Genomic DNA, 18589 nt, shown 5'->3' on the forward strand with positions numbered 1-18589 from the left:
TAACGAAAGAAATTTCAGGAGGAACACATGCCTCAGATTCCTGTTAAAGATACGATCAAGGGCTTGGCCCTTGCCGAGCCGGAAGTCGTTGAACTCGAGACCGACGTTCTTATGGTCGGTGGTGGTATGGGTAACTGCGGTGCCGCTTTCGAAGCCTGCCGTTGGGCCGACAAGCTCGGCGTGAAGGTGATGCTGGTCGACAAGGCCGCCATTGATCGTGGTGGCGCGGTTGCCCAGGGTCTTTCCGCTATTAACACCTATATCGGTGAAAACGAACCGGACGATTATGTTCGCATGGTTCGTACCGACCTCATGGGCTTGGTCCGTGAAGACTTGATTTTCGATTTGGGACGCCACGTGGATGATTCCGTTCATCTGTTCGAAGAGTGGGGCCTGCCCTGCTGGATCAAGAAAGACGGGAAGAATTTGGACGGTGCCCAGGCCAAGAAAGAAGGCTTGTCTCTGCGCAAGGGTGATGCCCCTGTCCGTTCCGGACGTTGGCAGATCATGATCAACGGTGAATCCTACAAGGTCATCGTTGCCGAGGCCGCCAAGAACGCCCTTGGTTCCGACCGTTATATCGAACGCCTGTTCATCGTGAAGCTGCTTCTGGACGCCAAGGTTCCGAATCAGATCGCTGGCGCGGTGGGCTTCTCCGTTCGTGAAAACAAGGTGTACGTCATCAAGGCCAAGACTATGTCCGTGGCTTGTGGCGGCGCCGTTAACGTTTACCGCCCTCGGTCCACCGGTGAGGGTCTGGGTCGCGCTTGGTATCCTGTGTGGAACGCTGGCTCCACCTACACCATGTGTGCTCAGGTCGGCGCTGAAATGACCATGATGGAAAACCGTTTCGTCCCGGCTCGTTTCAAGGACGGTTACGGCCCGGTCGGCGCATGGTTCCTGCTGTTCAAGGCCAAGGCCACCAACTCCAAGGGTGAGGATTACTGCGTCACCAACCGCGCCATGCTGAAGCCTTACGAGGATCGCGGCTACGCCAAGGGTAATGTCATCCCCACGTGCTTGCGTAACCACATGATGCTGCGCGAAATGCGTGAAGGTCGCGGCCCCATCTACATGGACACCGCCACCGCGTTGAACACCACGTTCGCCACCCTGTCCAAGGCCGAGCAGAAGCACCTTGAGTCCGAAGCTTGGGAAGACTTCCTGGATATGTGCGTGGGTCAGGCCAACCTTTGGGCCGCCATGAACATCAAGCCTGAAGAACGTGGCTCCGAGATCATGCCCACCGAACCTTACCTGCTCGGCTCCCATTCAGGTTGCTGCGGCATCTGGGTTTCTGGTCCGGACGAAGCTTGGGTTCCCGAGGAATACAAGGTCAAGGCCGCCAACGGTAAGGTTTACAACCGCATGACCACGGTCAATGGTTTGTTCACCTGTGCTGATGGCGTTGGTGCTTCTGGTCATAAGTTCTCTTCCGGTTCTCACGCGGAAGGCCGTATCGTTGGCAAGCAGATGGTCCGTTACGCTGTTGATCACAAGGATTTCAAGCCCACGCTTGATATCGCTGCTGATGCCCTGAAGAAGGAAATCTATCAGCCGTGGTACACCTACGAGCAGTTCAAGGGTGCTTCCACCGATCCGGTTGTCAATCCGAATTACATCTCCCCGAACAACTTCATGATGCGTCTGATCAAGGCCACCGATGAATACGGCGGCGGTGTTGCAACTTTGTACACCACTTCCGACAGACTCCTCGACACGGGTTTTACCCTGCTCGACATGCTGGAAGAAGATTCCAAGAAGTTGGCTGCCCGCGACCTGCACGAACTGCTGCGTTGCTGGGAACAGTACCACAGACTGTGGACCGTCCGTCTGCACATGCAGCACATCCGTTTCCGTCAGGAAAGCCGCTATCCCGGCTTCTACTACCGTGCTGACTTCATGGGCCTGGACGATGCGAAGTGGAAGTGCTTCGTGAACTCCACGTTCGATCCGAAGACCGGTGAAACCACGATCTTCAAGAGAAACTACTACCAGATCATCCCTGACTAGTTTATGGGCCAAAAGGCTGCGGGTCCGACCCGCAGCCTTTTTTCTGTACCAGGAAATAGAATGGTCTATGTATGATCTGTAACCTCTGGTAGTTATAGATCATACTTGGGCCATTCTATTCATTTTTATGGCCTTCAACATGAGTGTTCTGGGAGGAATCTAATGGCTAGCAACAGCATACTTGTCATAGGTGGTGGATTCGCAGGACTCACCGCCGCCCTTGAGGCCGCTGAAATCGGTCATGAGGTCTTCATCGTGGAGAAGACCCCATTTCTGGGTGGACGCGTTATGCAGCTGAACAAGTATTTTCCCAAGTTGTGTCCCCCATCATGCGGCTTGGAAATTCAGTATCAGCGTCTCAAGAATAATCCGAAGGTCAAATTCTTCACCATGGCCGAGGTCACCAAGTTGGCGGGCAGTGTTGGGAATTATGATGTCACCGTGCGCATCAAACCCCGGTGCACGGCCCCGAACAGTCCCGATCTTTCCTCTTTGTGCGCGGATTTATCGACAGAGGTGAGCAATGATTTCGAGTTTGGCCTGTCCACGCGCAAAGCCGTGTACATGGATGCTCCCTTTGCGTTTCCCCAGCGCTATGTGGTCGACAAGGCGGCCTTGAGTGACTCGGACAAGGCCAAGGTTGCCGGGTGCGATTACATTGATCTGACCGAAACAGAAAAGGAAATCACGCTTAATGTCGGTTCCATCATCATCGCCACGGGATGGAAGCCCTATGATGTGACAAAGTTAACCAATCTTGGTGCCGGCGCGGTCAGGAATTGTATTTCCAATATGCAGATGGAGCGCTTGGCGTCTCCGTACGGTCCGACCGAAGGAAAAATTTTGCGTCCTTCGGATGGTCTTGCTCCGAAAAAAATTGCGTTCGTCCAGTGTGCAGGGTCTCGTGACGAGAATCATCTGCATTTTTGCTCCTATATTTGCTGCATGGCTTCCTTGAAGCAGGCGCAGTACGTACGCGAGCAGTACCCTGACGCGGAAGTTACCATTTACTACATCGATTTGCGGACACCGGGACGGTACGATAATTTTGCCAAGAAAGTCCTGGCCGATGAAAAGGTTTTCGCCGTCAAGGGTAAGGTTGCCGCCGTCGAGCAGGGCAAAGCAGGCGATGACGTTTGGGTCACCGTCGAGGATGCCGTTTCGGGAACCAAGTCGGTCGAACGATTTGATTTGGTGGTTTTGGCCACGGGAATGCAGCCCAGCTTGGCCGGCTCGTCATTGCCGATAGATGTGCCTGTCGATTCCGAAGGCTTCATTATCGGGGGCGAGGAGAAGGGCATTTTTGCCGCTGGCTGTGCCAAACAACCGCTGGATGTCATGAAGACGGCCCAATCCGCGACGGGCGCCGCCATGAAAGCCATTCAGACGGTGAGAGGGAGGTAGGACATGGCCGAAAAAATTGGCGTATATTTTGATGAAGCGAGTCTCGGCGGACTTTTGGATATCCAGAAGCTCTGCGAGGGCATTCGGAAAAAATGGGACGCAGTGTGTCCCGTGGTCAAGGTGCATCCCCGACTGGCCACGCCCGAAGGACATGCCTTGATTCAGGCCGACATTGACGCCGGCCTTATCGATGCCGTGTGCGTGTGCGGTTCATCGCCGCGCGTGGAGTGGGATTGTTACCAGTTCACGGGTGTTCAGCTTGATCGGGTCAATTTGCGCGAGTTGTGCGTGCTCTGTTATCACGACCCCAGCGGACAGACCCCCACACCCGGACATACCCCGGAACTTTTGCACAAGATGGCCAATGATTATGTAAACATGGGCATCGTGAAACTGCAGAAGTCCAATGTCCCCGAAGACGGCGCGGTTGACGCGGTCAAGCGTGTGCTGGTCATCGGTGGTGGCTGGACCGGTCTGAGCGCGGCCCTGGATGCCGCGACTCTTGGATATGAGGTCGTCGTGGTCGAGAAAGGCGAGGCGCTTGGCGGTGCCGCTGCGGTCATGTATAAGACCATCCCCTTCAATTATCCCTACGACGCGGCCCACGAGACCGGGATCGAGAAAAAGATCGCGGATGTGCAGTCCCGCGAGAACATCGAGGTTCTTTTATCCAGCCAGATCGCGAGCATCGCCGGCGCGCCTGGTCGGTACACGGTGACCATTGATGTCGCTGGTTCGGAAAAAGTGGTGGAAATCGGCTCCGTGGTCATCGCCACGGGTTGGGTGCCCCAGGACACGGCCTATCTGAAGCCTTTCGGATATGGGAAATTGAAGAACGTCGTCACGTCGCGCGAGTTTGAACAGATGGCCAAGTCTGGCTCCATCGCGCGCAAGTCCGATGGATCAACCCCGACCAAGGTCATGTTTTTACTTGGATTCGGCGATAAGCTTCAGCCTTTCGAGGTCAAGGAGCAAGAGGCCCGGGCCGCCGCTGCCGTTGCCGCCGAGGTCAAGGAGAAGGATGACTCTCCCAAAACCAACTTCGTCAAGCAGGATACATACAAACACCTGCTGTACAGCTCCGAGTTGACCTCCTTGACCGCCCTGAAGCAGGCTAATTATGTCCGGGAATTCAACCCCAATGGCGTGGCCATGGTTGTTTACGAGCATATGATGGTGCCCGGGATCAACGAGCTCTACTACAAGGCAGCGCAAAACGATCCGAGCGTGATGATGACCAAGGGTGTCATCAGCGATATCCGCGATGGCGGCGATGGCGACATTGTTGTCGTTCTCGAGGACACCCTGTTGGGCTCCAAAGTCGAGGTCGAAGTGGACATGCTCGTCCTGCCCACGGCCATGGTCCCGTCCACGGCCCTGGATCCGATCCTCAAGCTCCAGTACCGTCAGGGACCGGCCATGCCCGATTTGGATCTTTTCAGCGGGTACGCGGATTCCAATTACATCTGCTTTCCCTATGAAACCCGCCGCACCGGTATTTATGCCGCGGGCACGGTCCGTCAGCCCATGACCCTGGCCACGGCGGCGGTGGATGCCGCTGGCGCGGCTTTGAAGGCCGTGCAGTGCTTGGAATCGGCCAATCGGGGCATGGCCGTTCATCCCCGCTCTGGCGATCGTTCCTTCCCCAAATTCAATCTGGTTCGCTGCACCCAGTGCAAGCGTTGCACGGAAGAGTGTCCGTTTGGCGCCCTGGACGAGGACGAAAAGGGCAATCCAATGCCGAACACGTCTCGCTGTCGTCGCTGTGGAACATGCATGGGCGCCTGCCCGGAACGTGTTATCTCCTTTGACAACTACAATGTCGATCAGATCGGTTCCATGATCAAGCAGGTCGAAGTGCCCGATGACATGGCCGTTGGCGGGCCGCGTATCCTGATTCTGGCCTGCGAGAACGATGCCTATCCGGCACTGGACATGGCCGCCCTGCGCGGGAAGACGTGGAGTCCGTATGTCCGCATCATCCCGGTGCGTTGCCTTGGCTCCGTGAATACAATCTGGATTGCCGATGCCATGTCCAAGGGTACGGACGGCTGCCTGCTTTTGGGGTGCAAGTATGGCGAGGATTACCAATGCCACTTCATGAAGGGTTCGGAATTATGCAATCGCAGAATGGCGAACGTGGGTGAAACGCTGGGCAAGCTCGGCATCGAGACGGAACGTGTCCAGCAGTACCAGGTTGCCATCGATGAGTATGATATCGTTCCGGGAATGATTGATAAATTCGTTGATGATATCGTCAAGCTTGGCCCCAATCCGTTCAAGGGATACTAGGAGGAGCGCTATGTCCAAAACTACAAAGATTGAGCCAGATCTTCAGTTCGTTAAAGAACTCCAGGAGGTTGGTGGCGTTGATCTAAAAAAATGCTATCAGTGCGCGACGTGTTCCGTAGCGTGTCCGATGTCTCCCGCCGAGAATCCCTACCCAAGGAAGGAAATGATTTGGGCGCAATGGGGGCTGAAGGACAAGCTGCTTAATGATATTGATATCTGGCTGTGTCATAATTGCGGGACATGCTCGGAGCTGTGCCCACGAGGCGCCAAGCCTGGTGATTTGCTCGCCGCGCTGCGCAACATGACCTACCGCAGACTTGTTCCGCCTTCCATCATCGGCAAATGGATGAGCTCTCCCAAGCATCTCCCGATCCTGGCTGGGATTCCGGCCGCTATCTTTGCCATTATTTGGATGATCAGAGCTGCTTTCGTCGGCTTTTTCCCGGTGGAAGAGGATGGACGGATTGTCTACGGCAATTTGTTTCCCGGCGATTTCACGATCGATCCCTTGTTTGGCCTGGTGGCCATTTTCGTGGCCATTTGCTTCGGGCTTGGGGTCAAGAACATGGTCGAAGGCTTCAAGGCCAATGTCTCCCAAACTTTTGTCATCGGCTACAAGAAGCCGTCCTTGAAGGACGCCATCATCGACACGGTGAAGTACGACATCCTGCAGCATAACCGCTTCAAGAATTGCGTGGACAGCCCGGAAGATGGCGAGCGCGTCAAGGGGCACCAGATTCTGTTTTATGGATTCGTGGCCTGCTTCATCGTGACTTCCATCGTGGCCGTGGCCCATTGGGGTGGCAAGGTCATTCATTTGTTGGGACCCATCGGTCATACGCCGATGCCCTTGTGGCATCCCGTCAAGATTCTGGCCAATGTCGGCGCGGTGTTGCTGGTGACCGGCCTGACCCTGCTGACGCGCAGACGCTTGAACGCCAACACCAAAAAAACCGTTTCCAGCTATTATGATTGGTATTTGCTAGGCGTGATTTGGGCCGTGACCTTGACCGGCATCGGTTCGGAAGTATTTCGCCTGGCCGGCGTGGCTCCCGTGGCGTTTTTTACCTATTACCTGCATCTGGTTAGCATTTTCATGCTGATCGCGTATCTGCCCTGGTCCAAGTTGGGCCACTTGGTGTACCGGACAACGGCGCTCATCTACGCCCGGTACGTTGGACGTTTGCCCATTGGCGAAAAGCTCATCGAAGACGACAAAATCTTTGTTATTTAATTTAAGGAGGACATCATGTCTGAAGCTCGCAAGATTTTTCCGATGGATACGTTTGTGGCCTATCTGAAGGGCGAAGGTGGCAGTTCCGTTGAAGAATTGTTGACCTACATGACCCAGAAAGACTTGGATGCCGACTCCACCCCGTTCGCGGCCGCCCTGGCCAAAGCCTGGATTTACGAGCAGCATCCCGAATTGACGAAGATGTCCAAGGGACAGGTTGTTGAATTGGGCCAGTCTGTCTCCGTCGCCCCCATGCCGATCAAGGCCAAGGCCGAGATTGATGACGTTTTCGCCAAGCTGGCCGACTACAAGGGGCAGATCAATGCCAAGGCCGCCCAGATCGACGAGTTGAACAAGGCTTTGTCCGCCAAGGACGCCGAAATTGCCGCCCTGTCCGCCAAGGTCAAGGAATACGAAGGCCAGAAGAAGGGCGAGGCCGAGTCTTTGTTCGTTACCACCGAAGCCCGCATTGTTGAGTTCACGGGCAAGCTTGAAGCCCTGCTCAAGGAAGTCGAGGAAGTGAAAAAGACCGGCGTGGTTGTCGCGGGCGTGGCGGGCGTGGCTGCTGCTGGCGCGGCCCCGGCCGCCGAGGCCGTTGGCGCGCCGGCTGAAGCCGCCGCTGGTTCCGATTTTGGTTTCTCCGGTGGATCCCAGGATCCGTTTGCTGATTCCAACTGGTAGAATCCAGTCGAGGATCGATATCAAGGGCTTCTCCGGAAACGGGGGAGCCTTTTTTCATTGGGGTGCGTAGGATAACGTTCGGATTAGGGCAGAATCGAGGTGTTGGTTCCCAACCATGGGCTTGGCAGCAGTGACGCGTCTAGGTTATGCGCGTGGATAAAGACACCGGAATTGATTGCGTTGGGATTTTTTGTCTAATTTTTGAACATGGAGGATTGCCATGCGGTTTTCTCGGAATTTCGTTCTTGTTCTTGTTGTCGTAGTGCAGGTATTGTTTGGATGCTCGTCAGAACCCGAAGAGACCACGCAGGCTTCTCAGGATGCTGATACACAGGTTGTGGAATCCGAGACTCCGATACGTGAAGATATCGTGGAAACAGAGAGTGCGTCGCCTTCCTCGGAGAATGAATATGTTTTAATTGCTCCGAATATGTCTCGGACATTCACATTGACAGTTCCTGTCCCATTTTTGCATGCCACCGACCATTCTTCAAGTCTTGAAATTGAATACGCTATAACAGGTAACTCATGGGAAGATAAGGGGTTGCAGGTTATGATTGACAACTCTTTTATTTCTCCGAATATGGCAAGTATATGGACTGTTCGAAGTGATATCTCTACTGCAACGGAGATAATCAAGCAGTACAGCCCTCTCGATACAAGAGGGTATAAGGCCGCAATTACGATGGGACACGGGGATACTCTTGTTGAAACAGGTCGGCCATGGGAGTTTCGTGAGCAGGGCAACAAGCCGTTGTTTGAGTTACGACAAAAATGGAATGTTGCTGAAGATGTAGATGATTCCCTTTTTGAACTCAAAACCTACGCATTTTATCAGGCTTCGATTACTTTTACAGTTGTGTGCCCGGATGAAGACAGCCTTTCCCGTATTGATAAGGAGTCGAATGGTAATTTCATAAATTTAGCATTTTGGCCGCGCCACGTGGCCTATAACAATGGTTTGGAGTTGCAAGAACGGGATATTTCCAAGGATAGCCACCGGACCCATGTTCCTGTAACCTTAGACAAGGAGATGAGCGGGTGTAAGGGTATATCCATTCGAACCGCTAGCGAGAATTTCTATGAATTAACCAGTTTCTGAAGTATGTTAGCCTGATGTCTGTATGGGAAATCTTGGGCTGATGTTCAAACCACCCTCTAAATGTCACGACTAAGGCCTCATGATTTATCTCAAAACGTGTTCAATTTTCCTAGACCGATACATTGTGAGCAGATCCAGTCTTGGCGGCTTCCTTCGGCTGCCCACATTTGCTATGGCGCGACACCTGTGGATGGGGATTGTTATCGATGTCCATGTCTAAGGTAATTCGAAAAAAGATTGCCAGGATTAAGGCCGGCAGTCCGCCGAGGTTCATGGATCTTTTTGCAGGTTGCGGTGGGATTTCTCTCGGCTTTGCTACCGCCGGATTTGAACTGATCGCATCGGTTGAACTCGACCCTCTGGCCGCAGAATCTCACGGAGCTAACTTTGCGAGTGTCAGTCATGGGATAAATCGGATGGCTCATTTCAAGGCTCGCGACATCACGAAGGAGGACCCGGCGTCGATCTTTAGTGATCTTGGCATCAACGGTGCGGTAGATGAGCAGGTGGATGTGCTTGTTGGTGGCCCGCCATGCCAAGCCTTTGCCCGCGTCGGGCGTGCCAAGCTGCGTGCCGAGGCATATCGGCGGAAGGAGGATGACGCTGATATAGCTTTTTTGGTGGATGGTCGCGTGAATCTGTGGCAGCGATACCTACATTACGTCCGTGAGACCAAGCCTCTGGCACTGCTGATGGAGAACGTGCCGGACATCCTGAATCACGGGGGTAAGAATGTCGCCGAGACCGTGGCTGAGCACCTCCAGAATGAGGGATACGTTGTTCGCTACACATTGCTCAACGCTTCTTGGTTTGGAGTTCCGCAAACTCGTGAACGTATGTTTCTAATCGGGGTGCATAGAGACCTCGACCAGGACGTTGTCTTCCCGTCGCCGACCCACTTCGCGGTGCTGCCATCTGGTTACGGGGGCACCAGAGCCTCTGCGCGGAAACTGATTCCGCAAAGCGCGATGCAGGGCTTGCAGTCTGAACACAGTCACTGTTGGATCAATGATCCTATTGTTGAAGATAGTCTGCCGCCGACAACCACTGCAGGCGAGGCGCTTGCGGATCTTCCTCCAATTTTCGCCCTTGACTTATTGGACAATGGTCAGATCGCTCGCGGTAGAAAAGACCCTGGCGAGCCCGTGGAGTACACGTCGGACAAACCTACAACAGCGTGGTCGCGCTTGATGCGGCAGTGGCCGAATTTCGGCACCAATGATCACACCACGGGACATGTGATCCGCTACCTTCCGCGCGATTACAAGATCTTCAGTCTGATGGATGAAGGTTGGCAATATCCCGAGGTCTGGCGATTTGTAGAAGAGAAGCGACAGCAACTGCTCAACAAGCATTGGAAGTCGGGGAAAGGCAAAGGAACCGAAACTGCACAGATGCAGGAACTCATCAAGGCATGGACTCTTCCGTACGATCCCGGTAAGTTCCCAAACAAGTGGTGGAAACTTTTTCGGAACAAGCCGGTACGTACACTCCTGGCACATCTTGGCAAGGACTCATACAGTCATATTCATTTTGACAGTGAGCAGGCCAGAACCATTTCGGTACGGGAAGCTGCTCGATTGCAATCATTTCCTGACGGATTCGTTCTTCGCGGAAGCATGAATCCTGCTTTCAAACAGATTGGCAATGCCGTGCCACCACTTGTTGCCTACGCCATCGCGATGGCTATGCGGTCGATGATCGGTTGTCAGACGATACCCGACATGCGTACGGATCTGCTTGGTTTGCAAAAAAAGACCTTAGTTACAACTACGGGAAGGAATTGCGAGGTAAAATGCGTTTCCTGATACTAAGAATTCTCACCCACAGCGAACTTGGAATGTTCCACGAGTATCGCCGGCAGGGAAAGGAAGGTTCAAAGCAGCGCGCTATCAACTTTGATTGGGATGTGGTGGACCGCGTATTCCCTGCGGCCAAGGATTCCGATCTCATCGAAATGGATCTGCGGTACGACACCGATGATGGTGTCAGCAGGACGCGCCAGTGGTTGAAGCGGCAGGAGAAGAATTGGCGCCTTGAGGGCAATTGTCCGACTGATAAGTGTTACCACTTCGTCTCCCCCGGCTGCTTATTTGCCATGGAGATCGAGGCGGGCTCAACCCCGGCCGTAGGCTCATGGGCGGTGTTTTCCGCAGATCATGCGGTGACAAAGGCGATACTCGCTGACGGAGAAAGCAGCCGATTGGCAAAGTCGGCAATGATCGCTCTTCATGACGAAGAGGGGGCGCGGACTTGGCGTACTCTGAGCAAAGCTCGGCCTGATCTTTTCGTGGCATCTCAGAGGGAATCGGCTGAGATTCCTGCCTTTGAAAAGGTGCGCCAGAACGGGGTTGAACTTGCCCCCAATCCTGCACGTCTTGTGCAAATCCTGGCGGCTGTGGGGCACACAATGCCCTCGGCTGTTGCAGACTTGTTGGACAACGCCATCAGTGCAGACGCCACCGAAATTACCATCACATTCGGTCGACCTGACGGCGGCCATGGTCGGTGGATGAGTATCGCCGACAATGGCTGCGGTATGGACAAAGTCAAACTGGCTGAGGCGATGCGAATTGGAAGCAATTCCGATTACGAGGGCAATAGCCTAGGCAAGTACGGTTACGGTCTGAAAGGGGCATCCTGGTCACAGGCCAAGGTATTCACTGTTGTGACCAAATGCGATGGCGCGCAGGCAAATCATCTCACATGGGATGTCGATGACATGGACGGGTGGATAGCCAAGTCAGACACATTGGAGCCATGGGAGCAGGAGGCGACGGCTCTCGGAAATCATGGAACAGTCGTGCTCTGGGAGGATATGCGCCCTCCGCAGACTAAGCCGGCAGCGCGAGGCCTCGATCCCTACTCGTCCGAAATAATGCTACTGGAACGCCATCTCGCACTGGTTTTTCATCGTTTCCTAGAAGGCACGGCTGCTGGCCGGAAAAAAGTGACGATCACTATTAACGGCAACCGAGTCGAACCCAACAACCCCGTGGGCCACCCACTGGCGATTCCATACGACGCGAAACCCATCCGTATACCGACCGAAAACGAGGACGGTAAGGTGCTTGTGCAGGCCCATCTTCTTCCTACAGAGGACGAAATCGCCGCATACCACGCTGATGGAGGCCCAGATGCCGCACGCCGTGCCTTGGAATTGATCGGTCTTCACGGTAAACGAAACGAAACTCAGGGACTCTTCATCTACCGCCATGACCGCCTTATCAAGTGGGGCGGCTGGCATCAGATGTGGGAAACCAATGACGAGAAAACCAAGCTCGCACGCGTGATCGTCAACTTCGACAAGGTGTTGGATGACGCCTTCAAGATCAACATCAGTAAACAGATCGTTCAGTTGCCAATGCAGCTTCAGACTGAAATCAAGATCTTAGCCAGCGTAGCCCGCAAAGACAGTCAGAAGAAGTACCGGCGCCCGCGTCAACCTAATGGAGCGTCATCACCCTCTTCTTCGGCTCAGGGCTCAAACCGTCAGGGAAGTGCAGGTGGTCCCAGGACCGGGAGTGGATCAGCGCCTGGAACTTCGCCAGCATCTTCTGGAACAACGGTGGCACCTGCTGCTCCACTTCCGAAGGTTGGCATCAAAGAGGTCAAGACAGATAAGTTTGTTTGGAAGTTGACGAAGGGAATGACTGGCTCCGTCGACATCCAGGTCAGTGAACTCAATCCGAGCCTGTCTGCTCTGGTGAGACAGATCCAGACAGATCCTCAAGCGCTTGTACACTTGGCTACCTTCCTTGGTAGGTTGGACGAGATGGAGGCCCAGAAGCAACTGATGGCAGGAAAAGATTCTTGATGGGTGCTGTTCAGATTGTCGGCGTCTTACAACATAGGCCAGCGTGGACTGACCGCCTTGCCGATTCATGGCGATACTGGAAACGGCTTGAGGAGCTTCTGCGTTCAGACCCGAAATGGGTGCAGCAGCAGGTCGATTCGGTGTCAGCGGAATCGCTTCGTGTCTTGCAACACCTGCCTGATCCAAAATCCATCACCCCTTTCCAAGGGCGAGGGCTTGTCGTTGGCTACGTGCAAAGCGGTAAAACGGCAAACTATACCGCTGTTGCCGCCCGTGCCGTGGATGCAGGTTACCGTATGGTGATCGTCCTGTCTGGCATTCATGACTCTCTAAGGAATCAGACTCAGAACCGCCTTGAAAGGGAGCTGACCGGCAATCAGAGCAACTGTGTACTTGACGATAGCTGCCAAGCGTGGATTACGCTAACGACGCCAACAGAGGACTTCAAGGAACAGGACGGAAATATCCTCCAACTGGCAGGGCCGTTTCTTGCTGTCGTGAAAAAGAACGTCCCAGTGCTCCAGAAATTGTGTCGTTGGCTGGAGGCATCACAGTCTGATCTTGATGATCTGCCAGTCTTGATCATTGATGACGAGGCCGACCAAGCGTCCATAAATACCAAGGGCAATCGGCCGCTTGATGCATCTGTGAGCGATGATGACGACTATGATGAGAATCTCGCACCGTCCCGAACCAATGATCTTATCCGCTCGATTTTGAAGCGGACAAAGAAGGCGGCCTATATCGCCTACACGGCAACTCCGTTTGCCAACATCCTTATCAACCCGGAAGCTATTGATCGAAATGTTGGTGAAGATCTGTTCCCCAAGGACTTCCTCATTCAGTTGCCTCGGCCTAGGGGGTATACCGGCACGGAGGAGCTGTTCGGCGTTTCGGCCCAAGGGCGCGATGTCCTTCGGATCGTCGCTGAGGAGGATGTGAAGGCACTGCGGGGAGCCCGCAGGCGCAGGAAGAGCGAGATCATCCTGGAACTGGCATCTGACACCTTGCCGAATTCCCTGACAGAAGCTCTCGTTTCGTTTTGCTTAGCCGGTGGAGTGCGGATTTTACGAGGACATACAGGCAAGTCCAACACAATGCTTGTGCATGTGAGCCAACGGACGGCTGAGCAAAGTCGCATCGCCGACGCCATTCGTGACCAATTGGATCTGTGGCGAGAAGCTGAACGACAAGGGCAGCATCTTGAAGCGATCTTTGGTCCGGTATGGGAAGGGATGAAGGCAGGTATTAATGTCCCGGCCAAAGATGAAGCCGTTCTTAAGGTTGCTGTCGGGGTCCTTCGGGAACTTCTGGTCTTGGAACTCAACAGCGTCACGGGTGAGAACCTGGAATATGACGAGAAGCCCGGCAGACATATTGTCGCAGTTGGCGGTAATCGTCTTTCCCGAGGTTTAACACTGGAGGGGCTGACTGTTTCGTATTTTCTGCGAACCGCCTCAATGTGCGACACGTTGCTTCAGATGGCACGATGGTATGGGTTTCGTCACGGCTACGAGGATCTCATACGGATATGGACAACTGACGGTATTGCCCGTTGGTTTTCCGAATTGGCTCTGGTGGAACAGACGCTGCGCGACTCCATCGTCGCCTTGGCTCGTGCCGGCCGTCGGCCTGATCAGATGGCTATCCGGTTGCGATCGCACAGCGATCTTTTACTGACGGCGCGTAACAAAGCCCGAACAGCATTATCCCAGCAGGATTCGTGGTCAGGTGAACATCCGCAAACAGTCCTTTTGCCGTTGTCAGACCACGCGACGCTACAAATCAATCTCGACCTCACAGATCGCTTTATCGAGGAAGTCTCTCCCTCGGTAAGATGCCATGGCGGAATGCTTGCGCGAGACGTGTCACCGGAAGTCATTGCGGCATTCTTGCGTGGTTACCACATCCACGAAGACATCGTCGTCTTCCGCAATGACCTGCTGGCCGATTGGATCATGGGGCGTGCGGCAGTCGACGAACTGACGGACTGGTCCGTTTTTGTGGCGTCACCCGCCGACGGCAAGTCGGTAACATTGGGCGGTCGGGAGGTCGGCCTCGTCCGTCGTAAACGCATCAGCAGCGAGAGTATTGGCATCCTGACTGACCCTGCACACGAGGGCGTGGATCTGCCCAGGGGATCGGATGCTTACAAACGGGAAAGCGGTGCTTATGACGCTGAAGCTATGCGCGCTGCCAGACCTTCCACTCAGGGACTTCTTCTGATCTATCCGTTGGACCCGGAGTATCTCGGTATTTCTTACAGGGAGCCGGTTATAGCATTGGCATTGAGCTTGCCGCAAACTTCGGATGCGGGAACAACCTGGATTGTGAACAGCATGGTGTCCAATGGATAACGGCCTAACTCCAGCGCATTGGTCCCAGCTCCGGCCCATGCGACCCCAGAGCGAGGACGCTCTCACAGTCATTCCAATTGTTGTTGATGGAAACGAAACCTGCTTGTCTTCGGCGATGGATTATGCCGGGCAGCTTCACCTGCTGATTCCTGTGGAACATGGCCCTGTCGGAGCGCTGCCATCGGATCTTAATGGATTGAAAGTGAGGCACCGCCGCCTGGACACAGGGGCGGTTCTCGATCTTTCTGCGCCTCCGTCACACGAACAGGTTTTCACCCCGTTCTGCAGCGAGATTGTGGATGCTGTCGTACGTCAGTCTCGCGAACCATGGAAAGCTGTGGCCGCAACTATCCGTGCATGGCAGTCAGCCTGGAAACCAGCTCGGCAAGCCATAGACAAGATCGTCCAAGTCGGTCTCTTTGGCGAATTGCTGGTGCTTCGCTCACTGATGATTCCGACGCTAGGGCCAGCGGCCGTCGATCAGTGGCGTGGGCCGGACTCTGAGCGTCACGATTTTGTGGGGGATCAACTGCACATTGAGGTTAAGACCACGCGCAAGAGCCGCCCGGAGCACGAAATCTCCCGCCTCGATCAGTTACGCACTTCTTCCGGGTGTCGCCTGCTCTTTGTTTCCATCCTACTAGAGGAGAGCGTTGGTGGCGACGAGTCGTTGGCAACTCAGGTGGACGCCGTTGTTGATCTGCTGCGGGGAGATGCGGCCGCGTTGGACTTATTCATGACGAAGATAGCCAATATGGGGTGGTCTGAGGAAGTGAGGAACTCCGGAGAGCTTCTTCGCTTTTTCTTGCGAGGAGCTGAAGTCTACGCCGTGGATGATGACTTTCCCCGACTTCCAGACGATTTTTTCCCGCCGACGGGCGTAGTCTCGGTGAAGTACACAATTGACCTTGCAAATTTGCCATCGCTAGGGATGGATGAAGTTGAGGAGATCATCAAGGCTGCGAACCATGGCTGCGGGTTCTGACGATTCCGGCTCAGGAGGAGCCAGCGCACGAAAAGGTCGGAAGTCCAAGCGTTTACCGCTGACAAGATCTGAGAACATGGCCCGCATTCGGAGTAAGGACAGTCAGGCTGAGATGAAAGTGCGCCGCGCGTTCTGGGCGGCCGGACTCCGTTACCGTCTGCACGACAATCGACTACCGGGGCATCCGGATTTGGTATTTTCCGGCCGCCGCACTGTTGTTTTCGTTCATGGTTGCTTCTGGCATTGCCACGAAGGATGCAGCAACTTTCGCATCCCGAAGACTCGCACAGAGTGGTGGGCAGCAAAGCTTTCTCGTAACAAGGCGCGTGATGCTGATGTAAGCGTTCAGCTGAAGGCGATGGGATGGGATGTTGTGGTGATATGGGAATGTGAGGTCAATGACGCAAGGCAGTTGGATTTATTAATAGAAAAATTCAAGAAGTGAAAGTACTTCTCACGTAATTAATAAAATCAAATAAAAATTTTGGTATTCATTCGTGCAGTTGCCTGCAGTATTGTTAACCAAATTATTATAATTATATATTACTTACTTGGTGGCCCATCAAAATCCCAGCTAAAGCAATTTGTGCGCTTTGACTGGGATCTCTTTTTTGTTCTCGGTCCAATAAAGGAGTAATCATGCATGACCACAATTATTGCTCATCAGAAACAACGAAGCTCGCCAAAGCCTTGATCCAGGTGCAGCGTACCTTGCAGCCAGCGACCAAGGACCGCCTCAACCCTTTCACCCATTCCAACTACGAAGTATGCTGTAATTTGTATTGAAGTCGTCATCCAGATGTCTGCAATGGAACAGGGTCAATGAAAACGAGGCCGCGATGAAATACTGGCTGATGAAGACCGAACCAGGATGCTTTTCCATCGACGATCTGGCGGCCTTGCCCAAGCAAACCACGTCCTGGGACGGGGTTCGCAATTTTCAGGCCCGCAATTTCATGCGCGATGAGATGCGCGTCGGAGATTTGGTGTTGTTCTATCACAGCGTGACCGCGCCCGGCGTGGTCGGGATCGCCAGGGTGGAACGGGAGGCGTACCCCGATCATACGGCCTTTGATCCCGATGACGCCCACTATGACCCTCGTTCGACTCCGGACAAACCATTGTGGGTCATGGTTGACGTGCGTTTTGTTGAAAAATTCTGCGCGCCGGTTTCGTTGCGCGCCATGCGCGGGATCAAGGGCTTGGAAGGAATGGAACTGCTGCGCAGGGGATCGCGGTTGTCCGTCATGCCCGTGACCGAAGCGGAATTTCGAATTGTCCGCGATCTGGGTCGCCAGGCGCTGAAATAAAAAAGCGCCGCGCCAGGGACAGGCGCGGCGCGTGTGGGACCACGTGCGCGATGGGACTAGGAATGGCCACCGCCGAGATAGGCGCCCTGGACCTGTTTGTTGGAGAGCAGGGCGCTGGCCGAGTCCGAAAGAACGATATTGCCAACTTCCATGACATAACCCCGGTTCGCCAGTTTGAGCGCGGCCTTGGCGTTTTGTTCGACCAGGATCACGGTTACACCGGATTTGTTGATTTCCCGCACGGTGTCGAAGATGGATTTCACCAATATCGGGGCCAGGCCCAGGCTGGGTTCGTCCAGGAGCAGGATTTTCGGATTAGCCATGAGTGCCCGTCCGATGGCCAGCATCTGCTGTTCACCGCCGCTCAGCGTGCCGGAAAGTTGCTTGCGGCGCTCCTCCAGGCGGGGAAAAAGTTCGTAAATCCATTTCCGGCTCTTGGCGATGCGCTCGGTATTGGTCGAGGTGAACGCGCCCAGCATCAGATTTTCTTCCACCGTCAGGGTGGTGAAGACGCGCCGCCCTTCGGGGCTTTGGGTGATTTTGAGCTTGACGATCTCGTGGGCTGGAAGCTTGTGCAATGCGGTCTCCTGATAGTGGATGCTTCCACTGGAAATATGAACCAAGCCGCTGATCGCGTTGAGTGTCGTGGATTTTCCCGCGCCATTGGCGCCAAGGATGGTCACGATTTCCCCCTCGTCCACTTCCAGGTTGATGCCATGCAGCGCTTCGACATTGCCGTAATTGACCCGTAAATTTTCGATTTTGAGCAGCATATTCAATCCTTATTCGGAGTCGACGCCCAGGTAGGCCTCGATGACACGCTGGTTGGCCTGGATCTCGGCCGGTGTCCCGGAGGCGATTTTGCTGCCATGCTCCAACACGACCAAGGACGAGCACACACGCATGACCAAGCCCATGTCGTGTTCGATGAGCAAGGTGGTGATGCCGCGCCCCTGGATTTCGTGAATGAGCCGGATCAGGTCCTGGGTTTCCTGGTCGTTCATTCCTCCGGCGGGTTCGTCGAGCACGATCAACTTGGGTTTGGTGGCCAGGGCCCGGGCAATTTCCAGCAAACGCTGGTTGCCGTAGGACAGATTCTTGGCCTTGTTTTTCCATTCGTGACTCAGACCCACGAATTCCAGCTCCGCCATGGCGTGGCGCAGGGCCTCGGCTTCCTCGATGCGTTGGGCCGGAGTCCGGAACATGGCGGCCAAGGACCCGGAGCGCATGCGGCAGTGGCAGCCGGCGAGAACGTTTTCCAGCACGGTCATGTTCTGGAAGAGGCGGATGGTTTGGAACGTGCGCGCGATGCCGCTTTCGACAATGGCGTGGGTGGGGAGGCCGACCAGATTCCGCCCATCGAAGAGAACCGTGCCCGTGTTGGGCTGGTAATT

At 54.5% G+C, this 18589-nt stretch carries 13 protein-coding genes and 1 pseudogene; 11 read left to right on the plus strand and 3 right to left on the minus strand.

Going from position 1 to position 18589, the window contains the following annotated elements:
• Positions 1-27 precede the first annotated feature (27 nt).
• The 4 genes from EOL86_02010 (at position 28) to EOL86_02025 (ending at position 6943) form a co-directional block, all read left to right on the plus strand.
• Complete coding sequence (locus tag EOL86_02010) at positions 28-2013, plus strand: adenylyl-sulfate reductase subunit alpha (protein ID NCD24358.1); 1986 nt, start codon at positions 28-30, stop codon at positions 2011-2013.
• Between the two features lie 162 nt (positions 2014-2175).
• Positions 2176-3417, plus strand: a complete 1242-nt coding sequence (locus tag EOL86_02015) for a CoB--CoM heterodisulfide reductase iron-sulfur subunit A family protein (protein ID NCD24359.1) — start codon at positions 2176-2178, stop codon at positions 3415-3417.
• Between the two features lie 3 nt (positions 3418-3420).
• Complete coding sequence (locus EOL86_02020) at positions 3421-5709, plus strand: FAD-dependent oxidoreductase (protein NCD24360.1); 2289 nt, start codon at positions 3421-3423, stop codon at positions 5707-5709.
• Between the two features lie 10 nt (positions 5710-5719).
• A complete protein-coding gene (locus EOL86_02025; protein NCD24361.1) occupies positions 5720-6943 on the plus strand; it encodes a 4Fe-4S dicluster domain-containing protein in 1224 nt (407 codons plus the stop codon).
• A 548-nt stretch (positions 6944-7491) separates the two neighbouring features.
• On the opposite strand, the pseudogene EOL86_02030 reads toward EOL86_02025, so the two are convergent.
• Positions 7492-7617 (minus strand): annotated as a pseudogene (locus tag EOL86_02030) (poly(3-hydroxyalkanoate) granule-associated protein PhaF).
• Positions 7618-7844: 227 nt separating this feature from the next.
• Between EOL86_02030 and EOL86_02035 the strand changes: the two are divergent.
• From EOL86_02035 to EOL86_02065, 7 genes are all read left to right on the plus strand, one after another.
• Positions 7845-8726 (plus strand): hypothetical protein, encoded by an 882-nt coding sequence (locus tag EOL86_02035; GenBank protein ID NCD24362.1) that lies wholly within the window; start codon positions 7845-7847, stop codon positions 8724-8726.
• A 272-nt stretch (positions 8727-8998) separates the two neighbouring features.
• Positions 8999-10534: a DNA (cytosine-5-)-methyltransferase gene (gene dcm / locus EOL86_02040; GenBank protein NCD24363.1), complete on the plus strand. Its 1536-nt coding sequence runs from the start codon at positions 8999-9001 to the stop codon at positions 10532-10534.
• Positions 10522-12543, plus strand: coding sequence for an ATP-binding protein (locus EOL86_02045; protein NCD24364.1), 2022 nt, complete (start codon positions 10522-10524; stop codon positions 12541-12543). The genes dcm and EOL86_02045 overlap by 13 nt, the downstream gene beginning before the upstream one ends.
• On the plus strand, positions 12543-14900 hold the full coding sequence (locus EOL86_02050) for a hypothetical protein (protein NCD24365.1): 2358 nt from the start codon (positions 12543-12545) through the stop codon (positions 14898-14900). Before EOL86_02045 ends, EOL86_02050 begins: the two co-directional genes overlap by 1 nt.
• 37 nt (positions 14901-14937) lie before the next feature.
• Positions 14938-15885: a PD-(D/E)XK motif protein gene (locus EOL86_02055; protein ID NCD24366.1), complete on the plus strand. Its 948-nt coding sequence runs from the start codon at positions 14938-14940 to the stop codon at positions 15883-15885.
• Positions 15869-16330: a DNA mismatch endonuclease Vsr gene (gene vsr, locus EOL86_02060; protein NCD24367.1), complete on the plus strand. Its 462-nt coding sequence runs from the start codon at positions 15869-15871 to the stop codon at positions 16328-16330. The genes EOL86_02055 and vsr overlap by 17 nt, the downstream gene beginning before the upstream one ends.
• Before the next feature lie 394 nt (positions 16331-16724).
• Entirely contained in the window at positions 16725-17195 is a 471-nt protein-coding gene (locus tag EOL86_02065; protein ID NCD24368.1) for an EVE domain-containing protein, read from the plus strand.
• Positions 17196-17251: 56 nt separating this feature from the next.
• Here the strand turns inward: EOL86_02065 and EOL86_02070 are convergent, their stop codons facing one another.
• Together EOL86_02070 and EOL86_02075 are read right to left on the minus strand one after the other, a co-directional pair.
• Complete coding sequence (locus tag EOL86_02070; GenBank protein NCD24369.1) at positions 17252-17968, minus strand: ABC transporter ATP-binding protein; 717 nt, start codon at positions 17966-17968, stop codon at positions 17252-17254.
• A gap of 9 nt (positions 17969-17977) precedes the next feature.
• The coding region (locus EOL86_02075; GenBank protein ID NCD24370.1) for an ABC transporter ATP-binding protein at positions 17978-18589 on the minus strand (612 nt) is incomplete at its 5' end.

It is taken from the genome of Deltaproteobacteria bacterium (genome assembly GCA_009930495.1).
GTDB lineage: Bacteria > Desulfobacterota > Desulfovibrionia > Desulfovibrionales > Desulfomicrobiaceae > Desulfomicrobium.